At 64.6% G+C, this 24,064-nt stretch carries 28 protein-coding genes and 1 pseudogene; 18 read left to right on the top strand and 11 right to left on the bottom strand.

Annotated features, from left to right (window positions below):
* Positions 1-114: 114 nt before the first annotated feature.
* Entirely contained in the window at positions 115-1,749 is a 1,635-nt protein-coding gene (locus tag AArcSl_RS15890; RefSeq protein ID WP_245883299.1) for an ethylbenzene dehydrogenase-related protein, read from the bottom strand.
* 299 nt (positions 1,750-2,048) lie between these two features.
* Between AArcSl_RS15890 and AArcSl_RS15885 the strand changes: the two genes are divergently transcribed.
* From AArcSl_RS15885 to AArcSl_RS15870, 4 genes are all read left to right on the top strand, one after another.
* Positions 2,049-2,693 carry an IMP cyclohydrolase gene (locus tag AArcSl_RS15885; protein ID WP_119821350.1) on the top strand — a complete coding sequence of 215 codons (645 nt, stop codon included), beginning with the start codon at positions 2,049-2,051 and terminating at the stop codon, positions 2,691-2,693.
* A gap of 79 nt (positions 2,694-2,772) precedes the next feature.
* Positions 2,773-3,042, top strand: coding sequence for an AbrB/MazE/SpoVT family DNA-binding domain-containing protein (locus AArcSl_RS15880; protein WP_119821348.1), 270 nt, complete (start codon positions 2,773-2,775; stop codon positions 3,040-3,042).
* Positions 3,039-3,455 carry a type II toxin-antitoxin system VapC family toxin gene (locus tag AArcSl_RS15875; RefSeq protein ID WP_119821346.1) on the top strand — a complete coding sequence of 139 codons (417 nt, stop codon included), beginning with the start codon at positions 3,039-3,041 and terminating at the stop codon, positions 3,453-3,455. Before AArcSl_RS15880 ends, AArcSl_RS15875 begins: the two co-directional genes overlap by 4 nt.
* 52 nt (positions 3,456-3,507) lie before the next feature.
* Positions 3,508-4,236 (top strand): metallophosphoesterase family protein, encoded by a 729-nt coding sequence (locus tag AArcSl_RS15870; protein ID WP_119821344.1) that lies wholly within the window; start codon positions 3,508-3,510, stop codon positions 4,234-4,236.
* A 202-nt stretch (positions 4,237-4,438) separates the two neighbouring features.
* Here AArcSl_RS15870 and pdo read toward each other — a convergent pair whose 3' ends face one another.
* Positions 4,439-5,077 carry a protein disulfide oxidoreductase gene (pdo, locus tag AArcSl_RS15865; protein ID WP_119821342.1) on the bottom strand — a complete coding sequence of 213 codons (639 nt, stop codon included), beginning with the start codon at positions 5,075-5,077 and terminating at the stop codon, positions 4,439-4,441.
* Between the two features lie 271 nt (positions 5,078-5,348).
* Between pdo and AArcSl_RS15860 the strand changes: the two genes are divergently transcribed.
* From AArcSl_RS15860 to AArcSl_RS15850, 3 genes are all read left to right on the top strand, one after another.
* Positions 5,349-5,630: a DUF7521 family protein gene (locus AArcSl_RS15860; protein ID WP_119821340.1), complete on the top strand. Its 282-nt coding sequence runs from the start codon at positions 5,349-5,351 to the stop codon at positions 5,628-5,630.
* Positions 5,631-5,914: 284 nt separating this feature from the next.
* A complete protein-coding gene (locus AArcSl_RS15855) occupies positions 5,915-6,145 on the top strand; it encodes a hypothetical protein (RefSeq protein ID WP_119821338.1) in 231 nt (76 codons plus the stop codon).
* A gap of 172 nt (positions 6,146-6,317) precedes the next feature.
* On the top strand, positions 6,318-7,601 hold the full coding sequence (locus tag AArcSl_RS15850; protein WP_119821336.1) for a FlaD/FlaE family flagellar protein: 1,284 nt from the start codon (positions 6,318-6,320) through the stop codon (positions 7,599-7,601).
* Between the two features lie 44 nt (positions 7,602-7,645).
* Here the strand turns inward: AArcSl_RS15850 and AArcSl_RS15845 are convergent, their stop codons facing one another.
* Positions 7,646-8,467, bottom strand: coding sequence for an amidohydrolase family protein (locus tag AArcSl_RS15845; protein ID WP_119821334.1), 822 nt, complete (start codon positions 8,465-8,467; stop codon positions 7,646-7,648).
* Between the two features lie 58 nt (positions 8,468-8,525).
* Between AArcSl_RS15845 and AArcSl_RS15840 the strand changes: the two genes are divergently transcribed.
* Positions 8,526-8,960 carry a DUF5788 family protein gene (locus AArcSl_RS15840; RefSeq protein ID WP_119821332.1) on the top strand — a complete coding sequence of 145 codons (435 nt, stop codon included), beginning with the start codon at positions 8,526-8,528 and terminating at the stop codon, positions 8,958-8,960.
* 45 nt (positions 8,961-9,005) lie between these two features.
* Here the strand turns inward: AArcSl_RS15840 and AArcSl_RS15835 are convergent, their stop codons facing one another.
* Positions 9,006-9,935: a DUF4349 domain-containing protein gene (locus tag AArcSl_RS15835; protein WP_119821330.1), complete on the bottom strand. Its 930-nt coding sequence runs from the start codon at positions 9,933-9,935 to the stop codon at positions 9,006-9,008.
* A gap of 242 nt (positions 9,936-10,177) precedes the next feature.
* Between AArcSl_RS15835 and AArcSl_RS15830 the strand changes: the two genes are divergently transcribed.
* From AArcSl_RS15830 to AArcSl_RS15810, 5 genes are all read left to right on the top strand, one after another.
* Entirely contained in the window at positions 10,178-11,197 is a 1,020-nt protein-coding gene (locus tag AArcSl_RS15830) for an extracellular solute-binding protein (protein ID WP_119821328.1), read from the top strand.
* Between the two features lie 60 nt (positions 11,198-11,257).
* On the top strand, positions 11,258-12,076 hold the full coding sequence (locus AArcSl_RS15825) for an ABC transporter permease (protein ID WP_119821326.1): 819 nt from the start codon (positions 11,258-11,260) through the stop codon (positions 12,074-12,076).
* Positions 12,073-13,158 (top strand): ABC transporter ATP-binding protein, encoded by a 1,086-nt coding sequence (locus tag AArcSl_RS15820; RefSeq protein WP_119821324.1) that lies wholly within the window; start codon positions 12,073-12,075, stop codon positions 13,156-13,158. Before AArcSl_RS15825 ends, AArcSl_RS15820 begins: the two co-directional genes overlap by 4 nt.
* Before the next feature lie 135 nt (positions 13,159-13,293).
* Positions 13,294-13,752 carry a PH domain-containing protein gene (locus AArcSl_RS15815; protein WP_119821322.1) on the top strand — a complete coding sequence of 153 codons (459 nt, stop codon included), beginning with the start codon at positions 13,294-13,296 and terminating at the stop codon, positions 13,750-13,752.
* Entirely contained in the window at positions 13,749-15,296 is a 1,548-nt protein-coding gene (locus tag AArcSl_RS15810) for a PH domain-containing protein (protein ID WP_119821320.1), read from the top strand. Before AArcSl_RS15815 ends, AArcSl_RS15810 begins: the two co-directional genes overlap by 4 nt.
* Before the next feature lie 4 nt (positions 15,297-15,300).
* Here the strand turns inward: AArcSl_RS15810 and AArcSl_RS15805 are convergent.
* The 3 genes and pseudogenes from AArcSl_RS15805 to AArcSl_RS15795 form a co-directional block, all read right to left on the bottom strand.
* A pseudogene (locus tag AArcSl_RS15805) lies at positions 15,301-15,432 on the bottom strand (VapC toxin family PIN domain ribonuclease); the annotation flags it as partial.
* A 29-nt stretch (positions 15,433-15,461) separates the two neighbouring features.
* Positions 15,462-15,731, bottom strand: a complete 270-nt coding sequence (locus AArcSl_RS15800) for an antitoxin VapB family protein (protein WP_119821318.1) — start codon at positions 15,729-15,731, stop codon at positions 15,462-15,464.
* 22 nt (positions 15,732-15,753) lie between these two features.
* A complete protein-coding gene (locus AArcSl_RS15795; protein ID WP_119821316.1) occupies positions 15,754-16,119 on the bottom strand; it encodes a VOC family protein in 366 nt (121 codons plus the stop codon).
* Between the two features lie 121 nt (positions 16,120-16,240).
* On the opposite strand from AArcSl_RS15795, the gene guaB reads away from it, so the two are divergent.
* From guaB to AArcSl_RS15780, 3 genes are all read left to right on the top strand, one after another.
* A complete protein-coding gene (gene guaB, locus AArcSl_RS15790; protein ID WP_119821314.1) occupies positions 16,241-17,737 on the top strand; it encodes an IMP dehydrogenase in 1,497 nt (498 codons plus the stop codon).
* 33 nt (positions 17,738-17,770) lie between these two features.
* The gene (locus tag AArcSl_RS15785) at positions 17,771-18,967 is read left to right on the top strand and encodes a TrmB family transcriptional regulator (RefSeq protein ID WP_119821312.1); all 1,197 of its coding nucleotides are present in this window, start codon (positions 17,771-17,773) and stop codon (positions 18,965-18,967) included.
* 103 nt (positions 18,968-19,070) lie between these two features.
* Positions 19,071-19,667, top strand: a complete 597-nt coding sequence (locus AArcSl_RS15780) for a HalX domain-containing protein (protein ID WP_119821310.1) — start codon at positions 19,071-19,073, stop codon at positions 19,665-19,667.
* Between the two features lie 42 nt (positions 19,668-19,709).
* Here the strand turns inward: AArcSl_RS15780 and AArcSl_RS15775 are convergent, their stop codons facing one another.
* From AArcSl_RS15775 to AArcSl_RS15760, 4 genes are all read right to left on the bottom strand, one after another.
* Positions 19,710-20,885, bottom strand: a complete 1,176-nt coding sequence (locus AArcSl_RS15775) for a pyridoxal phosphate-dependent aminotransferase (RefSeq protein WP_217563558.1) — start codon at positions 20,883-20,885, stop codon at positions 19,710-19,712.
* A 44-nt stretch (positions 20,886-20,929) separates the two neighbouring features.
* A complete protein-coding gene (locus AArcSl_RS15770; RefSeq protein ID WP_119821306.1) occupies positions 20,930-21,412 on the bottom strand; it encodes an Lrp/AsnC family transcriptional regulator in 483 nt (160 codons plus the stop codon).
* A gap of 81 nt (positions 21,413-21,493) precedes the next feature.
* Positions 21,494-22,093 (bottom strand): thioredoxin family protein, encoded by a 600-nt coding sequence (locus AArcSl_RS15765; protein ID WP_119821304.1) that lies wholly within the window; start codon positions 22,091-22,093, stop codon positions 21,494-21,496.
* 84 nt (positions 22,094-22,177) lie between these two features.
* A complete protein-coding gene (locus AArcSl_RS15760) occupies positions 22,178-22,483 on the bottom strand; it encodes a DUF7553 family protein (RefSeq protein WP_119821302.1) in 306 nt (101 codons plus the stop codon).
* 110 nt (positions 22,484-22,593) lie between these two features.
* On the opposite strand from AArcSl_RS15760, the gene AArcSl_RS15755 reads away from it, so the two are divergent.
* Entirely contained in the window at positions 22,594-23,235 is a 642-nt protein-coding gene (locus tag AArcSl_RS15755; RefSeq protein WP_193588480.1) for a helix-turn-helix transcriptional regulator, read from the top strand.
* Positions 23,236-23,595: 360 nt separating this feature from the next.
* Positions 23,596-24,042, top strand: a complete 447-nt coding sequence (locus AArcSl_RS16885) for a hypothetical protein (protein WP_154670825.1) — start codon at positions 23,596-23,598, stop codon at positions 24,040-24,042.
* Positions 24,043-24,064: the final 22 nt, after the last annotated feature.

The raw sequence follows: 24,064 nt of genomic DNA, 5'->3' as shown, positions 1-24,064 counted from the left end.
TCTCACTTCCCCCTATATTCTTTCCGTTTTGGCTATTTCAGTCAGTATCGCAGACTGATAACGCCATCCGTTCGACCGGACAACCGGAGAGTGGACGCCAGCCCTATCGGACCGTTATTTCCGGGGCGCTTCAGCTTCCTCCAGGTCGATCATCCGTGCGGCAAAGTCCTCGGGATCCTCAGCGGCAAAGCTGTGGTACTCCCAGATGGCGATGTCGGCGTTGCGCACCTCGTCGACGCGGGGGTGCTCCCCGCTAGTGAGCCACGTCCAGTCGGTCTGACCGGGGTACATCAGGGGGACGGTGTACGTGTCGACGGCACCCCAGTCGGGTTCGTCACCGTCGAATTCTTCGGCGACGATTTCTGCTTCTTCCGTGTGTGGGTGGTCGGGATCGACGCCGAGCCCGAGCTTGTACGGGTAGCCGACCCAGTGCCAGCGCTGTGCGCCCCCACCGTGGACGGCTGGCGACCAGTCGTACACTTCACCCGGTTCGAAGTCCTGCTCGCCTGCGTAGCCGGATTCCAGCGGGCGCCACATTTCGACGGTCCAGGTGTCGTTCTCCCAGGTCGCGTCGACGCGCCACAGCGCGCCCGGACCCTCGACTTCGTCAGGGCGGTTGTACCGCCGTGGAATGACCGCACCCTCGGAGACGTCCGCCTCGTCCGGATCGAACTCGACCATGTTCTCGCCCTGGATCAATGCGTGAGTGTCGGTCTGCAGCACCTCGCCGTCATAGATCTCCTGCAGGTCGAGCGTTCCACCCTCCACGACGTCTGGATCGAACATGTACTCCGGATGACCGTCGTCGGTGATGCCCTGGCTGTTCCGTATCCGGGTGGATGGTTCGTCCATTGCGCCGTGACGGTGATCGAGGATGCAATGAACCGTTCCGTATCCGCCGGGGGCACCACGGTGGGCTCGCATCATCGGCATGTCGAGGAACTCTCCGTTCTCCAGCATCTCGTCGAGTTCCTCCTGGTCCTTGACGGCGTCCCAGTCGTTCTCCCACCACTCGCCCTCACGGGACTGTGGGATGTACTTGCGGACGTCGTCGTTGCCCAGCACGTCGCCGTGGTGGGGATGGTCTTCGACTTCGTCACCCTCCACGGCGCCGGGAAGCGTTCGGGTCCCCTCGTGGACCGTGAGCCAGCCGCCGAACTGTTCGAACCCTTTCACGCTGCCGTCGTCGACGAGGAACGAGAGTCGGTCCTCGGTGAACCCCGAGAAGTTGTCACCGAATCCGTAGTCGGGATCGGGTGCGCCCGGATTGGGTTCGCCGTAGCGGACCCACTCGCCGTCCTCATAGACGAACACGTCGTGGAACCAGCCGTTCTTGACGTCCCAGTCCCACTCGAAGCGGAACCGGATCTCGTCGTCGTTGTACGCGACCTGTACGTCAAGGTCCTTTACCCAGTCCTTCGGAGCCCAGTCGACCGCCATGTGGTCGATTTGGGTGTAGTCCGGCCGCTCAAATACGGGTTCCTCTTCAGGAGTCGGTGTCGGCGTCTCCTCGTCCGGCGTCGGCGTCGGCTCCGGCGTCGGCGTCTCTTCGGGTTCCGGATCCTCTTCGCCTACACAGCCCGCAAACCCGGCGATCGCCGCACCGCCGAGTGCCGCGAGGACGCGGCGTCGATGGGTTTTGGATACTTCGTTCGGAAGCGTGAGCTTTCCGTCGAGTTCCTGTTCGATCTCCTCGGCATCTGAGTCGTCGAGGATTTCGTCTGGATCTGTCGCAGGGTCGTTTGCCATACAATACATTTTTGAAGACTACACATTTGAACTTGTATTCCTGAAATATGGTGTTCTTTAAATGTGCCCTTTCAAAAGTTCCCTTTATTAGATCTGTATGGAATGGAATATGCGGGAAATGACAAACGTAAGAGAAGAAGGAGTATCTGGCCTTGATCTACCGAGAGATGAGTCAAAAAGCGCTTACCTCACCGAAGGAAGGAAATCACGAGAATATGGGCGCACTCAAGCCGGTACTATCGAGAGACTGCAGGGAAGCGACCGGTAGCTATAACCCCAAACCCCCGCCAGACACGGGTATGTATGTCGGACGGTTCCTCGTTGTTGGCCCCGGAATCGGCGGGTATCGGGTATCCTCGCGGTCGTTCCCGAACCGCCAGGTCATTGAGCGCGACGGCACGCTTACGATCTCGCCGACCCCCGACGCTCCCGAAACGGACAACCCCTATATCGCCTACAACTGCGTCCGGTCGGTGACCCCGGGTGATGCGACCGACCGAACGGCTGGAACCGAACTGGCAGTCGTCGGCAACGGCTCACATGTCGACCCGATTACCGAGAAGCTCTCGCTGGGGTACCCTGCCCGCGACGCGCTCGCGAGTTCATTGCTCGCGCTGGACTTCGAGAAAGACGACTACGATACCCCTCGGATCGCCGGCGTCGTCGGCGCCGAGACCGCCCATGTCGGGACCGTGCGGCGCGACGCGCTGGTCGTCCGCGAGGTGGCCGAGCCGACGCTTGTGGCCACCTACGAGCGCGACGACCCCGAACCGTGGAAGCTGGCGTCGACGACGGCCGACGGCGTCGCACGCGAACTGTACGAGTCCGATTTCGAGCACGCCGTGTGTGCCGCCGGGGTGACGGTCGATGCGACAGATGGGGACGGCGAGGGGGCGACGCCTGGGGGCGTGACTATCAAAACCGCAATCGAGAACGGCACCTAACAGTCGCCGGATCGATCGCGTTCGGCAGTCGTCGTAATACGAAATACTAATAGTAAGGAGCAGACATCTATAGTAAGGAATGTCTCTTTCAGCGGAAGGAACGGTGACGAGCAAAGGGCAGGTGACGATCCCGAAACGCATTCGCGACGAGCTCGGACTCAGTGCCGGGACGAAAGTGGAATTCGTTCTCGATGAGGACGGGACGATTCGGGTTCGACCGAAAGAACCCCCACTCCAGCGGCTTCGCGACGTCAAGGAGCGCCTGGCTGCCCACGAAGTCGATATCGAGAAAATGCGGCGGGAATCGAAAGACGAGTGGAGTTCGCATCTCGAGGCCGACGACACGTGATCTTCCTCGATTCGTGGGTGTGGCTCGAATACATCTTCAGTGGAGACAGAGCAAACAGAGCCGAGGGGGTCATCGAACGCGCAAACAGTCCAGCGGAGGGGGGACTCATTGCACCGACTGTTCTCACGGAGGTCTCGTACCGGGTCCGCATCGTCGAGGACGCAGAGATTGCCGAAGAAGCGATCCACGCGATTCGAGATTTCGAATATATCGAGAGTATGCCGCTCATCGACGAGATCGCAACGTACGCAGCAGAACTTCGCTTCAAATACTATGAACCGGGAGAACGGGAGTTGTCGTACGCGGACGTGATACATCTTGCAACCGCGGTCGTTCACGACGACTGCAGCGTGCTCTATTCCGGCGATCCGGATTTCGAGGGCCTCGACGAGATAGAAACGGTCGTCCTGTGAGACACGGGCACCTCCGTCCGGTTTTTTCCGCCAGCCACCCGTACCCTAGGACATGCGACTCGGCGTGCTCTCCGACATCCACGGCAACCTGCCGGCCCTCGAATCTGTGCTCTCGGATATGCCCGACGTGCACGCGGTCGCCTGCGCGGGCGACATCGTTGGCTACAACCCCTGGCCTGCGGAGTGCCTGAATCGGGTCCGCGAACTAGAGGTGCCGACGGTGCTCGGCAACCACGACCGCGAGGTCGCCCGCGGCGGGGGATTCGGCTTCAACTCGATGGCGACGGCGGGCGTAAAGTACGCCCGCGAGGTGCTCGATGACGACGACCGGGAGTGGCTCGGGGCGTTGCCGACCCACCGGACCGAGTTCGACGGCCGGGTGCAGATTGTCCACGGCCACCCGGACGATCCGGATCGCTACACCTACCCAGACGAGTTCTCGGCGCAAATGCTCGAGGGGAACGGCGCAGAAGACGGGACGGGACGTGATCCCGACGTGCTCGTGCTCGGCCACACCCACGTGCAAGGCCACCGTGTCTTCGAGGAGGGTGTGGTGATGAACCCCGGCAGCGTCGGCCAGCCCCGCGACGGCGACCCCCGGGCGGCGTACGCCGTGCTGGAACTCGGTGATCCCGAGGATCCGACGGACACGGGGACGCCGGGGGAGGTGCCGACCGTGGCGGAGCACCGCGTCGAGTACGATGTCGAGACCGTCGTCGACGCCGTCGAGGAAGCGGGGCTCCCGAAGCGGATCGGAACGCGGCTGCGCGAAGGGCGGTGACCCAGTGACCCGGCTTATTGTCTGCGTATGCGTATTCACGCATGGGTGACACCTCGATCCGCGTGACCGAGGAGGCAAAAGCCCGTCTCGACCGTTATAAACAAGATGGAGAGAGTTACGGAGATGGAAGGCGAAACCCTCGCACTCCAGCGCGGGAAGGGGCCGAGAGCACTGAAAAAGACCGAAAGCCCCGTGTGTGGACCTACAGCGCGTTTTTGACTTCCGAGAGGAACTGCTGGGGCGGGAGGTTCCCCGTGAACTCGCCGTCGGACCCGTTGACGTTGATCTGGGGGACGCCCCGGACACCGTACTCCTGAGCGACCTCCATGAACTCCTGGGACTGGATCATCTCGCCGGTGACGTGCTCGTTGACCATCGCAAACCGGTGGGCCGTCTGGACCGCGCCCGGGCAGTGCGGGCACGTGGGCGTGACGAAGACGGTAATCTCGACCGGCTCGTCGATCTCCTGGACCGCCTCGATCAGGTCCACAGAGAGATCGGGATCGCCGGTGGACAGCTCCACGATGTCAGTGATGTAAGAGTTGATCTCCTGGCCCGTCGGGAGCCCGAAGTAGTTCACCCCGGAGACGTCGCCGCCCTCGAGCACCTGCACCGGACCGTGGTCGTACTTGGTGGCGCCGTACTCCTCGGCGGCCTCGCCGTCGAACTCGTGTTCCTCGACCGAGAGCAGCTCGGACGTTTCGGCCATCTCTCGGTTGAACTCGAGACACTCCTCGCAGGTTTCGCAGTCGTCGGTGAACGTGTGGATCGTCACCGGCTCGTCCATCCGTTCCAGGAGTTCGCCGATCTGCCGCTTGTTCTCGTCGGTCAGCAGTGACATGTATCTCCGTTTCGCTGTCCGTGCTTAAATGTGTGTTGACTCTACAATACTGTTTTCAGGAGAGAAAGTCCGGTTCTAGGCCCCGAAATTCGAACGTTAGCCTTTTTAAGCAGAGCCAAAAGCGTATAATCACGTCATAAATACCCTGGTTTATTGCTGATTAAACGCACGATTAACGACTCATTACAGATCGAAATCGAACCGTTCGCTCGTTATCGGAGGTGATAGATAGAACCTGAGCTTTATTGGGGTGCTGTCGGGACGGGTAGATATGCAACTCGTGGAAGGCCTGTATCTGGCCACCACGGCGGCACTCGTCGCGGCGGGTCTGGCCATGGTCTGGCTCGCCCTTCGGGCGTACGCCGAGACACACCGACAGTCGATGGTCCACCTCTCGATCGGCTTCACGCTGGTCGTCGGCGCCGCGATCGCGACCACGATAAGCGCCTTTGTCACCGATTTCGAGAGCGTTCGGTCGTTACTGCTGGTGAACAACGGGCTGACCGCCTCCGGGTTCGCGTTCATTCTGTACAGCCTGACCATCCACGAGTGACGAGAGTCGTCGTCTCGAGTCGGCTCTGTGCCGCCCATCCCCCATCCTACACCGTTCCTATTTCAGCAGTGTTCAGCAATAACCCACGTGGTGACTGTTGTCTCACCGTTCGGCAGGGCGATAGAATTCGAACAGCACCAGCGACGACGTGAGGAACACACCGAAAACGTGCCGCCGAAAGTACGGAACGACCTCGTGTTGTTCGTCGACAACATCCCACATAGTGAGGGCGTCGTGTCGAGTAGACCCATTCTCAGCAATGAGAACCGCTGGCGAGCGGTTAAGTGCGCGACGAACTCCACTGGTACAGCTACGCGCGTGCCCCGCCGACCGCCTCCGCCGCTAAGCACGTCGATTCGGGGATCGAGAGCACGCTCGACCGGATCGGCGACGCCGGCGGCGACCCGACGAGCCTCCAGGACCGCGTCGGCGGTGACGTCGGGCGGACGACCCGGTTCGAACCCGAGGGATCGAACCGGGTCCGTGCAGCCGACGGCTTCGAGCGCATCCGTTAATGATTATTCTCGGGCGTAACCGGACGATCGGCCTACCGGGCGGCCGATCGACCGGTAAATCGCTACAATCATGAGTTCCGGACCGGCGCGTCGGCGCTGTCGGCGGCGACAAGTATCACTGTTGATAGCTGCGGGAGTGGATATAAGTGAACGTGCGTGATCCGGTCAGGTAATGGGTATCGAAACGCCGGTCGTGCCCGCGACGACCGTCGCGTGGCTGGCGGCCACGCTCGGACTCGTCGGGGTTAGCATCCTCGACCGTCTCCTCAACAACGGCGGCGGGGATGGCGACCCACTCGACGGCGACTTCGACGACGCCGGCGACGAGGATGACGACCCACTCGACGGCGACTTCGACGACGCCGGCGACGGGGATGACGACCCACTCGACGGCGACTTCGACGACGCCGGCGACGACGAGGAAGGAACCGACACCGACGAGCTGGAAAAGCGGCTTGACGAACTGGAAAACGAGGTCGCGACCCTCTCTTCGACCGTCACGACGGTCCGATCGGAGAACGCCGAAATCTCCGAGACGGTCGAGGACATCGAGGAGGACGTCCAGAATCTGCTGGACACCCACGAGATGGTGGCCGAGAGAACCAACCCGTTCGTCGACGGCGAAAGGTACGATGGCGAGGGACTCGGCGACGAGGCTGACGCAACCGACACCGTCACCACGGAGACCGACATGAACGACGAAGACAAGAGTTTCAGCGAGCTAAAAGAGGAGTACGACGCCGGAGAGGCCGACTGGGCAGACGATGCCCGCGAGAGAGACGAAGTGTCGGTCGAGCCGATCCCGAACGAGATGGAAGAAAAGTCGGATCCGACGTCTGAAACGGAACCGGAACCGGATCCCGAACAGGATCCGAATTCGGTGTCGGCGGGACAAGGGTTCGACCCGGAGACCGGTCGGGATCCGGCGGCGGCCGGCAGGCGAAACCGGAGACAGGGCGAAGAGGGGTACGAGTACGTCAACACCGGCGGAATGGCGAACCAGGAGAAGCCATACCTTACGTCGCTACCGGGCGATTACGTGGGCGATCTCGTCGTGATGGAGTGGCTGGAATTTCTGGTCTCCAACGCCGACGTCACCGACGCAGTGCGGGCGGTCAACTACTACGAGCGAGTCAAGTGGATCACCCCGGAGGTCGCCGAGGACCTCCGGGAGTTCCTCTCGGGGTTCGGTCGGGTCGACCTCAACCTGGTCGATCAGCCCGGAACCGACGTGCTCACCCGCGAACACCACACACAGAGCCTCCGGTACATCATGCAGCTGAACGGAGCGACGGCACACTCGGTGCTGCTCGATCGGTGGGACGAGTTCGGGAGTGGAGCCGCCTTCGGTGGTCCGGCGACGGGCAGCGAAAGTTCCGCCTCCGGCGGCGCTCGGTCCGGCAACGGTTCCGGCCAGTCCGAGCCGCACGCCGGAAGTCGGGGCGATGAGAATTAAGCGTGATAACGACCCGAACCCGTGGGGTCCGGACGTGAGACCCGTCACTCGCTCCCGGCGAGCCCCGATATCACCCGTCCGGGGTTCTTCGAGAACGCCCGACGCATCGCGTCCTCGGGGACATCGAGGGTGAGAATCTCCATCACCGCCACGTCTGGATGGGAGTCGGGCGCCCCGCTGGCGAACAGCACTCGATCGGGATGTTCCCGGAGCGCCCGCTCCATCGGGTCGCGGAACCGGACGAACCGCGTGTCGAGGTACAGTTCGTCGTGTGCCGACAGGAGTTCGATCGCCGCCCCCATGAGTTCGCGGTTCAGGGGGAATCCGCCGAACCCGGAGAGGACGACCGGAAACTCGTAGTCGAGGACGAACTCCTCGACCGCGTGCGGGGGGAATCTGACCCCACCTCTGACGAGCACGGGTGAACCGACCTCGGCAAGCATTTCGAGGACGTCGCTCTCGGGGAGCCCGTCCTGGGCTGGATCGAGGAGGAACCCGTGAAAGCGGTCGTCGTAGGCGTACTGCTCGACGTCTTCGGGATCGGCGTGGTACGGCTCCCGCTTGACTGCGAGGTTCCGGACCCGGCCGAGCGTCGACGAGTCCGGGACGCGGGGGCCCCCGAGCCGGGCGAACGCCATGAAGGGCCGGTCGACGCTCAGGCGCGCGACCGCGTTGTTCAACCGGAGATATCCTCCCGACTCTCTGGGGCCCGGCGCGACGATCGCTCGAACGACTCCGGCCTGGTGGAGTTCCCGTTCGAGCCGTTCGGGGGTGATGTCCCGTCCCCGCCGGGTGACTGCCTCCTGATCCGGATCGAGGCGCACACCCACGTCGACGATCCGGAAGCCATGCTCCAGTTCCAGCATCGGCTGACACTCCCATGTCCAGACGCTTAAGCGTCCGTGGTGTCAATTCACATCCGCGGTGAAAGAGTACAAGCGCAAGGGGCTGCTCGAGCGCGTGAACCGGGAGGCAGCCACGGTCGGCGCGTCGATCCCGGAGACGATCGAACTCGACGGCGAACAGATCCAGTTGCGGTCGTTCGTCTTCGAGATCAAGCGCCGGGAGACGATCCCCCCGGGCGAGCGCGAGCGGGTCGAAACCGCAAAGCGAAACCTCCGTCGGGAACGCCGCAGGCGGTTCGACAGACTCGAAAGCGAGGAGATGAGCTACGCCGAGGGAGAACAGCTTGCGGAGACGATCGTCGGAATCGATCGCGCACTCGAGGCGCTCGAAGGGCTCGAGCCGGTCGACCTCGAAGCCGAAGAGCAACGCAGGGAGGCGGCCGACCGGAAGCGATGGATGTCGTTTCTGCGGCAGGCGCTTGGCCACGACGACGACGCGAACCGGCGCTTTTGAAGCAACCCCGCACTTTTGAGGCAAATTCAGCGAGTCAAGACGGCCTCACCGTCGCGATCGCCAGACGAGCACCCCGCCGAGCGCGACCACGAACGGTGCTCCGAACGTCAGGGCGTACGGCGCCGCGTACGCCGTCGCAACGACGCTCGCTCGCAGAACAGTCGTCACGCCCGAGACCGACTCGAGGAACGCCTCCGTCACCGCCGTGTCGTACCAGGCGTCGGGATCGGGCCGCTCCGGCTCGGGCGTCGGTTCGGCGAGCGAGACGGTGATCGTCGCGTACGCGACCTGCTGTTCGAGCGCGCGCTGGCGGGCCTCGAGCCGTTCGATCTCCTCCTGTGTGGCAGAGAGACGCTCCTGGACCGCGAGCACGTCCTCGGTCTCGTTGGCCTCCTCGTACAGCTTCCGGTACTGGTCCCGCTCGGCCCGGAGGTTCTCGAGGCGCGCCTCGATGTCGACCAGCTGGTCGGTCACGTCCTCGGAGTCGGTCGCCACCGACTGCACCTCGCCGACGTCACTGATCTCCTCGACCGCCTCGTCGAAGGAGTCGCTGGGCACCCGGACGACCAGCTCTCCGGTGGTCCACGTCTCGTTGTCGCGTTCGTGGACCTGCCTGGCCGAGTCGCTCACGAACCCGTCGTGATCCGCGACGATCGCCCGGATCTCCCCGTCAGCCGTCTCATAAGAGTCGACTTCGAGCTCGACACTACCGGTGAATATCAGGTCCCTGTCCGGCGCCGGCTGTGGGGCCGTCGCCGAATCCGTCGATGCCGTCGTCGCGAACGTCTCCCCTTCGACTTCGACCGCCGCGTCCTCCGCAGTGTCGTCAGCAGCGACCTCGGCTGCTTCTTCCGCGTCGGCCGCTTCTTCGACCGCCGCCGAGTCCGCGTCGTCGGAAAGCGGTGCACTACCGACACAGCCGGCCCCGAGCAGCAGCACCGCAAGCGCCACGACCGCAAGCGTTCGTCTCTGCATATCTTGACGACTGCGCGAGAGTACCCTATAAGCTGGCAAGGCACAAACACCCCTTTGAGTCTTTCCGAGGCGACGCCCGTCGTGTCGGCCTCCGGGTCGTTGACGCCGATCCAGGAACGGAACCGGTTACGAACTCCCGCGTTTCGAGGGGTGTATCGAGTTTATTGAAACTAAAATAAGTTAATTTTCAAAATTATATAACCCCAGATGGTTATATGGTGCCCCAGGTCAGTAGTTGAAACATGGAGCGACACGAAGGCGCCGATCCCTCCGGAAACCGATCCCGTCTTTCCGCCGCCGCGGGTCCGGGCGGAACCGGCAATGGGCCAGGTCGACGCCGGTTTCTCCGCGGTCTCGGCGGAGGCATCGCGGCGGTGGGGGCGGGCCTTCCGGCGCTTGCAGGCTGTCTCGGGGCGGCCGCCGAATCGGTGAGCGTCCTGGCTGCGGGCAGCCTCGCGCACACCTTCGAGGACCACGTCGGGCCGGCGTTCGAGGAACGGACCGGCATCGCCCTCCACGGCGAGTATTACGGGTCGAACGCGGTGATGCGGATGGTCGAGGACAGGACCAAACACCCGGACGTCGTCGTGAGCGCGGACGCGACGCTCCTCCGCGACCGCCTGTACGACGGGTTCGTCGACTGGGACGTCGAGTTCGCGACGAACGTTCTCGGGATCGGCTACAACCCCAACACCGACCTGGGAACGGGGCTCGAACGCGGCGAGCCGTGGTACGATCTCGTCCGGGGGCTGCCCGAGGGTGACCTCACGATCGGCGAGCCGGACCTGGATCCGCTGGGGTACCGGGCAGTGCAGGCGTTCGAACTCGCCGAGACGGAATACGGACTGGATGGGTTCCGCGAGGAGATGCTCGAACAGACGTACCGGGAGCCAGAGGAGCCACAGATGATGGCGGGCGTCTCGACGGGTGCACGAGCAGGCGCCGTCGTCTACGGCAACATGGCCGTCGATCACGGGATGCCCTTCCACGAGTTCCCGCCGGCGTACAACTTCGCGGAACCGGAGTTGGCCGACCACTATGCGACGGCGGTGTTCGTCACGGACGAAGAGGGGTACGAGGCGGTCGGGCGGCCGATCCTGTACAACGCAGCAGTCCCGGACGACGCCGACACCCCCGACGCGGGTCGGCAACTCGTGGCGTTCCTGATGGACAGGCCGGACCTCCTGATCGACGCCGGGCTCCGCGTCCCCGACTCGCTGCCGCGAGCGTTCGGGGCGCCGCCCGGGGAGGTGGAGCCGTGAGCTTCGAACGGCGAACGGAGGGAGAGCCGTGAGCTTCGAACGGCGAACGGAGGGAGAGCCGTGAGCTTCGAACGGCGAACGCGGGTGTGGCGCGGGATCCGCGTCCCCGAGCTGCTGGTTCCCGCGCTGCTGGGTGGGCTGATCCTCGTGTACTTCCTGTTGCCGTTCGTGACGTTCCTCTACCGGACCGGGACCGCCGACGTGCTCTCGGGGCTGGCCACGCCGGAGGCACAGCTCGCGATCCGGAACTCGCTTCTCACTGCTCCGGTCACCACCGCGATCGCGACCGTTCTCGGCGTCCCACTCGCGTACGTCCTCGCCCGGAAGTCGTTCCCCGGCAAGCGGCTGGTGGAGGCGCTGGTGATCATGCCGCTGATCGTCCCGCCGGTCGTCGGCGGCGCGATGATCCTGACAGCAGTCGGGCGGTTTACGCCCCTGGGTTCGGCGGCCGCCGCCGCGGGGATCCCGCTTACCGATAGTCTCGCAGGCGTGATCCTCGCACAGCTGTTCGTCGCCGCCCCGTTCGTCATCATCACCGCCCGGGCCGGGTTCGGCGCGATCGACGTCCGGGTCGAGCAGGCCTCGCGGTCGCTGGGGTACGGACCGGTGTCGACGTTCTGGAACGTCTCGCTGCCGCTGGCCCGTGGGGCGATCCTCGCGGGGATCATCCTCACGTTCGCGCGGGCGATCGGGGAATTCGGCGCCACCATGATGGTCGCGTACAACCCGCGAACAATGCCCACCCGGATCTGGGTGGAGTTCATCGCCGGCGGGATCGACGCGATCGTCCCGCTTGCACTCGCGCTGTTTGCGATCACGCTCGGCGTGCTCGCGCTCGTCCAGCGCTTCGGTCGCGTGCCGACGGTGATCGACCGGTGATTCTCGAACTCGACGACCTCACGCACCGCTACGGCGACGAGCTCGCCGTCGACGGCGTCTCCATCGGTGTCGGGGCCGGCGAACTGGTCGCCGTGCTCGGTCCGAGCGGCTGTGGCAAGACGACGATCGTCCAGGCGGTCGCGGGTCACGTCCAGCCGTCGGGCGGGCGGATCCGCCTGCGGGGAGCAGACGTCACGGACGATCCGCCCGAGGCTCGACAGGTCGGGATCGTCTTCCAGCACTCGACGCTTTTTCCCCACCTCACGGTCGAAGAGAACGTCGAATACGGGCTGAAGGCCCGCGACGTTCCGCCGGGACATCGCGAGGAAGTCGTTACCCGGTTCCTGGAACTCGTCGACCTGCCGGAACAGCGGGAGGCGTACCCCAGCGAGTTGAGCGGCGGGCAGAAGCGTCGCGTCGAACTCGCCCGGGCGCTCGCCCCCGAACCGGACGTGCTGCTGCTCGATGAACCCCTCTCGGCGCTGGACCGATCCCTCCGGGTCGGGCTCCGCGAGGAGATCGCCCGAATACAGGCGGAAACCGGGGTGACCACGCTGCTTGTCACCCACGACCAGGAAGAGGCGATGTCGCTTGCGGACCGTCTCGTCGTTATGGACGACGGTCGGGTCGCCGGGATCGGACCGCCACGGGAGCTGTACGAGTCGCCGCCGACGCCGTTCGTCGCGTCGTTTCTCGGTCGGTCGAACGCGCTTTCGGCGACCCTGGCCGACGGCACCCCACCCACGATCGAGATCGGCGGGGAGAGCGCCCGACTTCCCGAGGGGTGCGAGCCGGGGACAGTCACGGGAACCGTCGACTGCCACGTCCGCCCCGAGGACGTGACGATGACTGTCGGCGTGACCGACGGCAGTGGCGACGAGGACGACGTCCTCTCCCTCCAGGGTGTCGTCCGCCGCGTCGCCGACGTGGGACGCCGGTACGACGTGACTGTCGAACTCGAAACCGGAGCGGAACTCGTCGCGGAACGTGCAGCGAGACCGCCGGAGCGGGGAACCCGAGTCGAGGTCCGGATCCGGCCGGCCGACGTGGCGGTGTTCGACTCCGAAAACGAGCGCGTTTGATCGACGAACGGAAAGCCCCATCACCCCCCCATCCCTTCCCGGAGCGTACTGCGGATGCTTATAGGCGTCCGCGTGCAACGCTTTCCAACAACCGATGTGTCGAACGTCCGTAGCGCTCCAGTCGGAGGAGAAGCGATGAATCGACTACATCCGCGGATACAGTTCGTCTGGGCGCTCCGTTCGCTCCTTTTGGCTGCGCTCGCTGCGGTCCCGACCGGTGTCGGATACGTATACTTCGGGCTGTCACAGTACGTTGCGGCCGCCGTTCCGGGAGCAGTGCTGCTCGTGGGAATCGTCTTCGCAGTCGCCCGCTACCGACGGTGGGGGTACGAGATCCGCGAGGACGACATTTACCTCGAGCGGGGAGTGATCACCCAGGTCCGCACCGTCGTTCCCCTGGTTCGGATCCAGCACGTCGACTCCCGCCGGGGGCCGATAGAGCGCGCCACGGGTCTGGCGAGTTGTGTCGTCTACACCGCCGGCTCACGGGGAGCGGACGTCCGGATCCCCGGACTGACGCCCGAGAAAGCCGATCAGCTCCGCGAACGATTGAAGCGGCTCGCGATCCGGGCCGAGGGGGAGGACGCGGTGTGAAGCTGTCTCCGGTTTCGATCCCGTATCGAGCGTTCCAGAAGGCCTCGAGCCTTCTGATCGCGGCGTTCTTCGTCGTAGCCGCCGGCACCGGAGGCGACGTCGCCGGGATCCCGGTCGTCGTTCCCCTCGCAGTCGGGGCGATCCTGCTCGCGGTGGGGTACGAGATCGCCTACTATCGGCGCTTCGAGTACGAGTTCACCGACGACACCTTCGACATCAGGTCGGGCGTGATCTCGCGCCGCGAGCGGGAGATCCCGTATCGCCGGATTCAAAACGTCGATATCAGCCGGAACGTGCTCCAGCGGCTGCTCGGAATCGCCGCCGTGAGCCTAGAAACCGCCGGCGGCAGTTCGACGGAGGGGTCGATCCGGTACGTCTCCCCCGCGGAAGCAAAGCGACTGCAGTCGGAACTCCAGCGGCGAAAGCGCCGGGTAGAGTCGGACGAACCCGGAGTCGACGACGCCGATCCCGAGCCGGTCGAGGAGACCGAGCTGTACTCGATTACGCCGACCGAACTGGGGCTCGTCGGGGCGCTGTCGTTCGATCCGCGCCTGCTCGGGCTCGCGTTGTTCGTCGCGTCGGGGTCGTTTCCATTGCTCCAGCAGTTCCTCCCGCAGCCGGAGGCGCTGTTGCTGTCGGTCACTGGGCTGCTCGTCGTGGCCGGGCTGTTCGTCGCCTCCTGGCTGCTCGGGGTCGCGATCGCGGTGACCAACTACTACGGCTTCCGTCTGACCCGCTCGGGTGACGAGTTCCGGTACGAGCGGGGATTGCTGCGCCGGTTCAGCGGCTCGATCCCCTCCGAAAAGGTACAGTCCATCACGGTCCAGGACAACCCGCTAAAGCGGACGTTCGGCTACGCAACGCTGGTGATCGAGACCGCCGGCTACGCCCCCGGCGGTGGCGGGGAAGGTCGGGGCCAGCAGGTCGCGGTGCCGATCGCCCGGACGGACCGGATCTACCGGCTGGCCAACGAGGTCGAGGAGTTCGGTACCCCCGAGTTCCATCAACCGCCGGGACGCACCCGACGCCGGTACGCATTCCGGTACAGCATCGGGATCGGCGTACTGACGGCGATCGCGTACGGCGTCGACCGGTATCTCGGGTTCGACGTGCCCTGGCTGTACGTGCTCGCTTTGCTCGTGTTCGTTCCGGCGGCGGCACACCTCAAGTGGAAACACAGGGGGTACTGGCTCGGCGAGGATCACCTCCTCACGCGCAACGGCTTCTGGCGGCGGGAGATCAAGGCGGTGCCGTACTACCGGATCCAGAACGTGATCGACACCCGGACGATCTTTCAGCGACGATGGAACATCGCGACGGTCCACGCCGACACGGCCGGCACACTCTCGCTGACCGGGAGCGGCGCGGCCGCCGTCGACTACGACGACGGGGACGCCGACTGGCTTCGCGAAGAGTTGACCGATCGGCTCCAGGATGCGCTACAGGAGCGACGGGAGCCCCAGTCGAGGTTCGAGTGGATCGACCTGGATTCGGCCGGAGAGACGTTCGATCGCGACGAACCCAGCTCCCGCGAGCCGACGTGAACGGTCACCGGCGGTATTCTTCGACGTGGACGACACGTTTCGTCGCATCGTGTGTGAGATCGCCGTCCGTCGAGACGATCGGTGCATCCACCGTCTGGCCGACTGCGGCGACGAGTGTGTCGACACCGTCGAGGTAGTCGATCAAAAAATTCGTGTCGAGAACTCTCATGTCTCCTCGCTGCGCCGTCGCATCCGACGCGTTCGGTTCTCTTTGGCTTCATCCCGCTTTTCGCGAATCCAGTCGGCTTCCTCATCCGAGAGCATTCCGAACCCATCGGAGAAGTCGGCGTCGGTATCCTGCGAAAGGAGCCGCTCCAGAACGTCGTTGTACGACTCCCCTTTTCGACGATGTCGATCGAGACGTCGCTTTACCCGATCGCTGATTCGGATCTGTTTGTCCGCGGCTCCATCGTGTGTCGACGTTGGCGTTGACATCCCTTGGTCGTTGGGCCAATTGCTACCACCTGACGTCGTGAAGGAACGTCTGGAACTCCGCGGTCCGCCCGTCCGGATCCTCTGCGAAGAACTGGTAGATCCGGTAGCGCTCGTTCTCGTGGGGCTGTTCCAGGGCGGCGTCGCCGACCCGGTCGTGCATCCGGTCGACGGCCTCCCGAGAGTCGTACACGAACGTCAAGATCCCGCAGTCGTCGGTTCGGTCCCGGGAACAGAAGGCGAACCGGAACGCGTCGTCCCCTGCCCCGGCCGTATACTCGAGGATCGTGCAGTCGGGTTGTTCCAGCCAGACGACCGCGCCGACGGTCTGGGTATAAAAGTCGACGACGGCATCGTGGCGCTCCGTGGCAAAGAAAACGATTCCTGACACGGGCGCCGGTTCGCAAGGAGGATACATAAATCACCCTGCAGATTCGCCGAGAACGCGACCGAACGGGGGACAATCGTGGGCGTTGCGACACGCTTTTCCACCTCCCACCTCGACGACTTACATGGAGAGAGACGTTTCCGGCGGCGAACCCTTCTCGGAGAAACTCCGCGTTCCGGAGGCACTGACGTTCGACGACGTGCTGCTTCGACCCGCAGAGAGCCGGGTCGAACCGGACGAGGCAGACGTGAGCACCCGGGTCTCGAAGAACGTCGAGGTGAACGTGCCCGTCCTGTCGGCGGCGATGGACACGGTGACTGAAAGCGAACTCGCGATCGCGATGGCCCGCGAGGGCGGGCTCGGCGTGCTCCACCGGAACATGACCGACGACGAGATGGTCGAGGAGATCCAGCGCGTCAAACGGGCCCACGAGCTGGTGATCCGGCGAGAGAACGTCGTCACTGCGCGTCCCGATCAGACGGTCCGCGAGGTCGACGAGATGATGGAGCGGGAGGGCGTCTCGGGCGCCCCGATCGTCGACGAGGACGACACCGTGCTCGGGATCATCTCCGGCACCGACATCCGGCCGTACCTGGAGGTCGGCGAGTCAGACGCCGTCCGGGAGGCGATGACCGACGAGGTGATCACCGCCGGCGAGGACGTCACCGCCAGAGAGGCGCTGGAACTCATGTACGACTACAAGATCGAGCGCGTCCCGATCGTCGACGAGCAGAACCGGCTCGTCGGGCTGGTGACGATGCAGGGGATCCTCCAGCGGCGCGAACACGAACACGCCGCCCGCGACGAGGACGGCCGGCTCCGGGTGGGCGCCGCAGTCGGCCCGTTCGACGCCGAGCGGGCCCGCGCGGCCGACGAGGCAGAGGTGGACGTGATCTTCATCGACTGTGCCCACGCACACAACCTCAACGTGCTCGACACTGCCCGGGAGATCAAAGCCGAGGTCGACGCCGACGTCGTCGTCGGCAACATCGGAACCCGCGAGGCCGCCGAAGCCTGCGTCGACTTCGCGGACGGCGTGAAGGTCGGCATCGGGCCGGGCTCGATCTGCACCACCCGCGTGGTGTCGGGGGCGGGGATGCCCCAGATCACCGCAGTCGCCGAGGTTGCCGACGTCGCAGCCCGCCACGACACCCCGGTGATCGCCGACGGCGGGATCCGGTACTCCGGGGACGCGATCAAGGCGATCGCCGCCGGCGCCGACGCCGTGATGCTCGGCTCCTACTTCGCGGGCACCGAGGAGGCGCCCGGTCGGATCATCACGATGAACGGCAAGAAGTACAAGCAGTACCGCGGGATGGGATCGGTCGGCGCGATGAAATCCGGCGGCGGCGACCGCTACCTCAAGGACGCGGAGGACGACGAGGAGTTCGTCCCCGAGGGGGTCGAGGCAGCGACACCGTACAAGGGGACGCTTGCTTCCGAACTCTACCAGCTGGTCGGCGGGATGCGGTCGGGGATGGGCTACGTCGGCGCGGAGACGATCCCGCAGGTCAAAACGGAGGCACGGTTCGTCCGTGTCTCGACTGCAGGACAGACCGAAGGCCACCCGCACGACGTGATGATCACCGACGAAGCGCCGAATTACAGCCCGGACCGGTAAAGGATTAACCCTCTCCGGCCCACAACGGCGAGTATGGACACCGCTGACTTGCGCCGCGCGCTCGAGGAGGCGGGCCTGTCGCAGTATCAGGCAGACGCCTACACGGCCCTCCTGCGGCTCGGCTCCGCGAGCGCGACTGAGGTAGCCGACGCCTGTGACGTCCCCAGCGCCCGTATCTACGACGTCCTCGGCGACCTCGAGGAACGTGGCTACGTCGAGACGTACGATCAGGAGCGTCTCAGAGCCCAGGCGTGTAATCCCGACGACGTGCTCGAGGACCTCCGCAATCGGGCGGACCGCCTCGCGACCGCCGCCGAAGAGATCGAAAACCGGTGGGAACAGCCCGATCTCGAGGAGCACCGTGTCAGCATCGTAAAGCGGTTCGACACGGTGTTCGATCGCGCCACGCGCCTCGTCTCGGAGGCGGAAAACGAGGTGCAGGTCGCCGTGACCCCCGACGGGTACGAGGAGCTCGAACCGGCACTCCGGTCCGCCCACGAGTCGGGCGCGCTGGTGAAAGTGTCGATCCACACCGGACGCGGGGAGGGCGCCACCGCGCTGCCGGACGAGGAGCGGTTCGACGGCGCAGTCACCGAAATCCGCCACCGACAGCTCCCGACGCCGTTTCTCGCGCTCGTCGACCGGACGGTCACCTGCTTTTCTCCGCACCGCGAGTCCCTGAACGAGTACGGCGTCCTGGTCGACGACCATACCCTCTCGTATGTGTTCCACTGGTACTTCAGGACCTGCCTGTGGGAGGTGTGGCCCGTCGTCTACGACGACCGGAACATCGAACCCCCGATTTCCTACACCGACATCCGTCGGTTCGTCCGGGAGTGCGAGCCGTTGCTGGCGGAGGGAGCAGAGATAACCGTCCGCGTCGAGGGCTACGCCACCGAAACCGGACGGTCGATGACCGTCGAGGGAATTTTGCGTGACCTCGCGTACGTCGGTGACTCGACCGGTCGAGACATCCCGTTGAGTCATCTCGCAGGGCAGGTGACGGTGTATCTCGAACGGACGGATGGTACAGACGGATCCGAACACGCCACCGAGCCCGGCGTCGGGAGCCTCGAGTCGGTCTCGGTGGGCGGCTGGGGTGCCGTAATCGAGGACATCGAGGCACGGCGGTTGACCGTCACCGCGATCGAAGGCGACGAGCGCGAGAGCCAGCGGGAACCGTCAGGACGTAACAGTCGGCCTCTCGACGCCACGGGGGCGACGAAATGATCGCTGCCGGCGATGATCTGTGCCGCCGACCACGCGGATTCGAAGAGGTATTTTCATATGCCCTCCGGTTGCATGAAGAACGTGTACACCTCGAGGACAGATTATGAGTGAGGAAGCCCCGCTCGTGCTCATCGTCGAGGACGAGCCCGATCTTGCGGATCTGTACGCCGCGTGGCTTTCGAGTGACTACCGCGTGCGCACCGCCTACGGCGGACAGGAAGCGCTCGACGAACTCGACGAGGAAATCGACATCGTCCTGCTCGACCGCCGGATGCCCGGCGTCTCGGGCGACGAGGTGCTCGAGGAGATCCGGGGGCGAGGCCTCGACTGCCGGATCGCGATGGTGACCGCCGTCGAACCTGATTTCGACATCGTGGAGATGGGGTTCGACGACTACCTGGTCAAGCCGGTCGCGAAAGAGGAGCTGTACGAAACAGTCGAATCACTGCTGACGCGGAGCAGCTACGACGAGGGCGTCCAAAAACTGTACGCGCTTGCCTCGAAGAAGGCGCTACTGGAGTCGGAGAAGGGCTCCGCCGAACTCGAGGACAGCAAGGAGTATCAGCAGCTCGAACGGGAGCTCGAACAGCTGCGTTCGGAACTCGGGGAGACCCTCGACTCCTTCGGCGACCACGAGGAGTTCGTCGGCGTCTTCCGAGATCTCGAACGCGACGCCGACGTCGATCCGTTCGAGGAGTGAGCGCAGGTCGAACACACAGCGGAAACGGCCGGCAAAGAACTATCAGCGACTGACGAGGAACGTTTCGATCCGATTCATCGCGGTTTTCAGTTCGTTCATCCCCGTCGCATACGAGACCCGCAGATGTCCCTCGCCGCCGGCGCCGAACACCCGGCCGGGCACGACGGCGACCCCCTGTTCTTCGAGCAGCGCCTCCGCGAACGCCTCGTCGTCCTCCCCGCAGTCGGGGAACGCGTAGAAGGCGCCGGTCGGCTCGAAACAGTCCATCCCCATCTCCTCGAACCGGCTGTGGACGTAGCGCCGGCGACGGTCGTACTCCCGACGCATCCGGTCGACCTCGTCTCCACAACTCGACAGCGCCTCGAGTGCGGCGTACTGTGCGGTCGTCGGCGCCGACAGCATCGTGTACTGGTGGATCCGCGTCATCGCGTCGACGATCTCCGGCGGACCCGCCGCGAACCCCAGCCGCAGGCCGGTCATGGCGTACGCCTTCGAGAAGCCGTTGACCACCAGCGTCCGCTCGCGCATCCCCGAAAACGACGCGATCGAGGCGTGTCCCCCGTCGTAGGTGAGCGCAGCGTAGATCTCGTCGCTCACCACGAGCAGGTCGTGCTCCCGACAGAACGCCGCCACCCGCGCGAGCTGTTCGCGGCTCATCGTCGCCCCGGTCGGGTTGTTCGGATAACACAGCACCAGCACGTCGGCCTCCTCGGCGCCCGCCGCCGAGAGCACTTCGGGGGTGAGCGCGAACTCGTCGGCCGCCCGCGTCGGTACCGGGAGCATCTCGCCGCCGGCGAGCTCGACGCCAGGTCCGTAGGAGATGTACGTCGGCTGGTGGACGGCGACGACGTCACCCGGATCCACGAGCGCGCGCAACGCGAGATCGACCGCCTCGCTGGCGCCCGTCGTGACGAGTAGCTCCTCGCCGGGGTCGTACGACAGCCCCCATCTGGTCAGGTACTCGGCGACCCGTTCGCGCAGTTCCAGGAGTCCCCGGTTGGCGGTGTAGGAGGTGCGCCCGCGCTCCAGCGACTCGATGGCGGCGACCCGGGCGCCCCACGGCGCGGAGACGTCGGGCTCGCCGACACCCAGCGAGATGACGTCATCCCGCTCTTCGGCGAGTTCGAAGTACCGACGGATACCCGACTCGGAGAGGGTCGCCGCACGCTCGGAGAGTCGGTTGCCGAACGCGGAGCTGTCGGTCGGTTCGTTCCCCATGCCCCCGGAGTCCTCTTCGACGCCGGCGTTCGATCCGCGCTCTGTCATGGTGACACCGAAAGGCGGTCGTCCTCGTCGCGGTCCTCGAAGACGAAGCCGCCGTCCTTGTACGTCTCCATCACGAAGTGAGTCACCGTCTGGGTGATCTCCGGCACGGGAGCCACCTGTTCGGAGACGAATCGGGAGACTGCCTGCATCGATTTCCCTTCGACCTCGATCGCGAAGTCGTAGTTACCGGAGACCAAAAGCAGCGATTTCACCTCCGGAAACCGGGCGATCCGGTCGGCGATCTCCTCGTAGTCGGTTTCGCGGTCGAGTTCGACGTTCAGTTCGACGATCGCCCGCACCGTGGAGGCGTCGACGGCGTCCCAGTCGATGACAGCGCTGTACCCTTTGATGACGCCGGCCTCCTCGAGTTCCTCGATTGCGGCCGCGACCGCCTCGGGTTCGCGGTCGAGTTGGCGGGCGATGTCGTCGACCGACGTGCGGGCGTCGGAGGCGAGTACCTCGAGCAGTTCGCGGTCCATACTCCCCTCTCGACGCGGACCCGCAAATGGGTTGTGCCCGGCGCAAGCCTGCCGGTGATGGTGGAGGATCTCGACGGCTGGCTAGACCTCGTCCCAGTAGTCCGGCTCGTTGCCTTCGCGCCACTTGATCGAACAGCCGCGGGAGGCGTTCCAGTCGACGGACACCTCCTCGCCGGCGAGTACCTCCTCGATCGCCTGCCGGATCTCGAACCCAGGCTCGCCGGACGGGTCGTCGTCGGGATTTAAGGCGTCGTCGAGCCGACCGTGGTACGCCAGTCGGAACGTCCCGCCCTCATTTTTAAACAGGAACGGATCCGGCGTGCAGGTGGCGCCATACGCCGCAGCGACCGCCTGTGACTCGTCCCGCAGGTAGGCGTCGTAGGCGATCCGTCCCGACTCGACGTACGCTTGCATCTTCTCGAAGGAGTCGTCAGGGTACTCCTCGGCGTCGTTGGGATTGATCCCCACGACGGCCACATCGTCGTACTCCGCGGCGATTTCGTTGAGCGTGTCCTCCTTCGCCTCGGCGTACGGACAGTGGTTGCACGTAAAGACGAGCAACAGCGCCTCGTTGTCCGTAAAGTCCGACAGCGCGTGCGTCTCGCCGTCGACGCCGGGAAGCTCGAACGACGGTGCCTCCCCCTCCTCCTCGATGACCTGGATGCTCGGCAGTTCTGCCATACCAGGTGGTTACCGTTCCACGAGTAAAAATACGGAGGACAAAGCGACGTCAGCGTCGGGAGTGAACTGGCTAATTGATCGCGGCTATTCTGCCTGTTCGGACTCTCCGGGCGTTCCTGACTCTTCGGGTTCCTCGTCCCTGAACGCCTGAATCTTCGCGCGGGCGCTCTCGATGGCCTCCTTCGCCTCGCCCTCGGCACGCTCTTCCAGTTCCTTCAGGTCGTCCTGCAGCGACTCGAGTCGCGACGGCTCGGGCTCCTCGTCGGCCTCGCGGCCCGTCAGCTCCCGGACCTTCACCTCGAGGTCCTCGAGTTCCTCCTTCATGCCGGCTTTCGCGTGTTCGACCGCTCGTCCGAGGTAGTACCGTGCATCTTCGAAGTGCTTGCTCATATCTGCCCTTACGAAGAGGACAGATATAACCCTTGTGGGAGACGGGCGATACAGGCTATCGCCCGGTCGATCGTAACACGTAGGTCGCTTCACGTCGAAACAGTTCGACAGTGAATCGCACAACCGCCGACGCCGCGGCCGCCGCCCTGATCGGAGCCGTCCTGCTCGTCGGCGTCTGGACCGCCTGGCAGGCCTATCGGGCGAGTCGAACAATAGACGATGCGATGGGCCATCACATGGACGCGTCGGTCGGACTCTTGCACGGCGTCCACCCGGTGTGGTATCTCCTCGGGAGCGTCCTCGTCGCCAGCGTGATCGGGGGTGTGTACGTGTTCGTTCGAGGAGAGGTGTTCGATTCCGAACCCGCGTTCGATTCCGGGGAGTCCACGCTCGATGCAGGGTCACCAGAGACGAACGACGGCGCGGCTCCGGGTCCCGAACCGGACGCGCCCGGCGGGACCACATCCAATACGACCGGCGACACCACCTCGAATCCGACCCCCGTCCAGCGTCGACCGCTCGATTACCTCCCCGAAGACGAACGGCGGATCCTCGAACCCGTCGTCGAATCGCCGGGACTCACCCAGATCGAGATCCGCGACCGGTCGGACTTCTCGAAGAGCAAGGTGAGCCAGACCGTGACCGACCTGGAAAAGCGGGGGCTGTTGTATCGGGAACGACAGGGGCGGACCTATCGGGTGTATCCCGCCGACGAACTGGCCGACTCCCGGCGCACCGATCAAAATTTATAAACGGCACCCGACGTGAATCCCGTTATCTTATAAAGGGAATCTCATAGCCGTTGGCGCGCGATCGGCGGCGGCCTCCGTGCCGTCGCCGGCGCGCGAGGGAGGCGGCCCGCCCGTGGGCCGCCGAGGCTGGGGAGGCACGAGGCGTTTCCACGGCGCAGTACCGGTATCGATCGAGCGCGACCGGTCGAAAACGGGCGTCCACACCAGAACCGGGCCGAAACGCCGGAATTCCGGCGAGATGAACGGTTTCTCCGCAGGGAAACGTTTAGAACCAATTATAAACGCTCTCGAACGTTCTGAGGAGACAGTTCACGTCCTGGGAGCTAACCACTCAAAGGGCATACGGATAGTCGAAGACCAATGAAGTCTACAACGATCCGGCTGATACTGACTCTGACAGTCGTCATCGCGCTCGTTGGCGCGATCGGCCTCGCGAGCGCGGACGCGAACACGGCCGATGACGCACTGTACGGTGAAAACGCGACAGATCACATGGGCAACGATGCGATCACCTGGATGAACCAGCACATGGGCGGTGACGCAGTCGAATGGATGTCCGAACACATGAGCGACCACAATCACGCCGAGCACCACGACGGTGACCACGCCGACCACCACGCTGACCACCACGACGGTGACCACGCCGACCACCACGCTGGCCACCACGACGGCGATTACGCTGACCACCACGACGGCGACCACGCCGACCACCACGACGGCGACCACGCCGACCACCACGACGGCGACCACGCCGACCACCACGACGAGTATCACGACGAATACCACGAGGAAGGCGGGCACTGCTGATCGGAGCCGGCACGGTTCTCGA

It is taken from the genome of Halalkaliarchaeum desulfuricum, assembly GCF_002952775.1.
GTDB lineage: Archaea > Halobacteriota > Halobacteria > Halobacteriales > Haloferacaceae > Halalkaliarchaeum > Halalkaliarchaeum desulfuricum.
This window is presented reverse-complemented; position numbering and strand designations above follow the sequence as displayed.

Coding starts and splice junctions, on each gene's coding strand:
- AArcSl_RS15890 (WP_245883299.1), bottom strand. CDS start 1,749: ATGGCAAACGACCCTGCGACAGATCCAGACGAAATCCTCGACGACTCA.
- AArcSl_RS15885 (WP_119821350.1), top strand. CDS start 2,049: ATGTATGTCGGACGGTTCCTCGTTGTTGGCCCCGGAATCGGCGGGTAT.
- AArcSl_RS15880 (WP_119821348.1), top strand. CDS start 2,773: ATGTCTCTTTCAGCGGAAGGAACGGTGACGAGCAAAGGGCAGGTGACG.
- AArcSl_RS15870 (WP_119821344.1), top strand. CDS start 3,508: ATGCGACTCGGCGTGCTCTCCGACATCCACGGCAACCTGCCGGCCCTC.
- pdo (WP_119821342.1), bottom strand. CDS start 5,077: ATGTCACTGCTGACCGACGAGAACAAGCGGCAGATCGGCGAACTCCTG.
- AArcSl_RS15860 (WP_119821340.1), top strand. CDS start 5,349: ATGCAACTCGTGGAAGGCCTGTATCTGGCCACCACGGCGGCACTCGTC.
- AArcSl_RS15850 (WP_119821336.1), top strand. CDS start 6,318: ATGGGTATCGAAACGCCGGTCGTGCCCGCGACGACCGTCGCGTGGCTG.
- AArcSl_RS15845 (WP_119821334.1), bottom strand. CDS start 8,467: ATGCTGGAACTGGAGCATGGCTTCCGGATCGTCGACGTGGGTGTGCGC.
- AArcSl_RS15835 (WP_119821330.1), bottom strand. CDS start 9,935: ATGCAGAGACGAACGCTTGCGGTCGTGGCGCTTGCGGTGCTGCTGCTC.
- AArcSl_RS15830 (WP_119821328.1), top strand. CDS start 10,178: ATGGAGCGACACGAAGGCGCCGATCCCTCCGGAAACCGATCCCGTCTT.
- AArcSl_RS15815 (WP_119821322.1), top strand. CDS start 13,294: ATGAATCGACTACATCCGCGGATACAGTTCGTCTGGGCGCTCCGTTCG.
- AArcSl_RS15800 (WP_119821318.1), bottom strand. CDS start 15,731: ATGTCAACGCCAACGTCGACACACGATGGAGCCGCGGACAAACAGATC.
- guaB (WP_119821314.1), top strand. CDS start 16,241: ATGGAGAGAGACGTTTCCGGCGGCGAACCCTTCTCGGAGAAACTCCGC.
- AArcSl_RS15785 (WP_119821312.1), top strand. CDS start 17,771: ATGGACACCGCTGACTTGCGCCGCGCGCTCGAGGAGGCGGGCCTGTCG.
- AArcSl_RS15780 (WP_119821310.1), top strand. CDS start 19,071: ATGAGTGAGGAAGCCCCGCTCGTGCTCATCGTCGAGGACGAGCCCGAT.
- AArcSl_RS15775 (WP_217563558.1), bottom strand. CDS start 20,885: ATGGGGAACGAACCGACCGACAGCTCCGCGTTCGGCAACCGACTCTCC.
- AArcSl_RS15770 (WP_119821306.1), bottom strand. CDS start 21,412: ATGGACCGCGAACTGCTCGAGGTACTCGCCTCCGACGCCCGCACGTCG.
- AArcSl_RS15765 (WP_119821304.1), bottom strand. CDS start 22,093: ATGGCAGAACTGCCGAGCATCCAGGTCATCGAGGAGGAGGGGGAGGCA.
- AArcSl_RS15760 (WP_119821302.1), bottom strand. CDS start 22,483: ATGAGCAAGCACTTCGAAGATGCACGGTACTACCTCGGACGAGCGGTC.
- AArcSl_RS16885 (WP_154670825.1), top strand. CDS start 23,596: ATGAAGTCTACAACGATCCGGCTGATACTGACTCTGACAGTCGTCATC.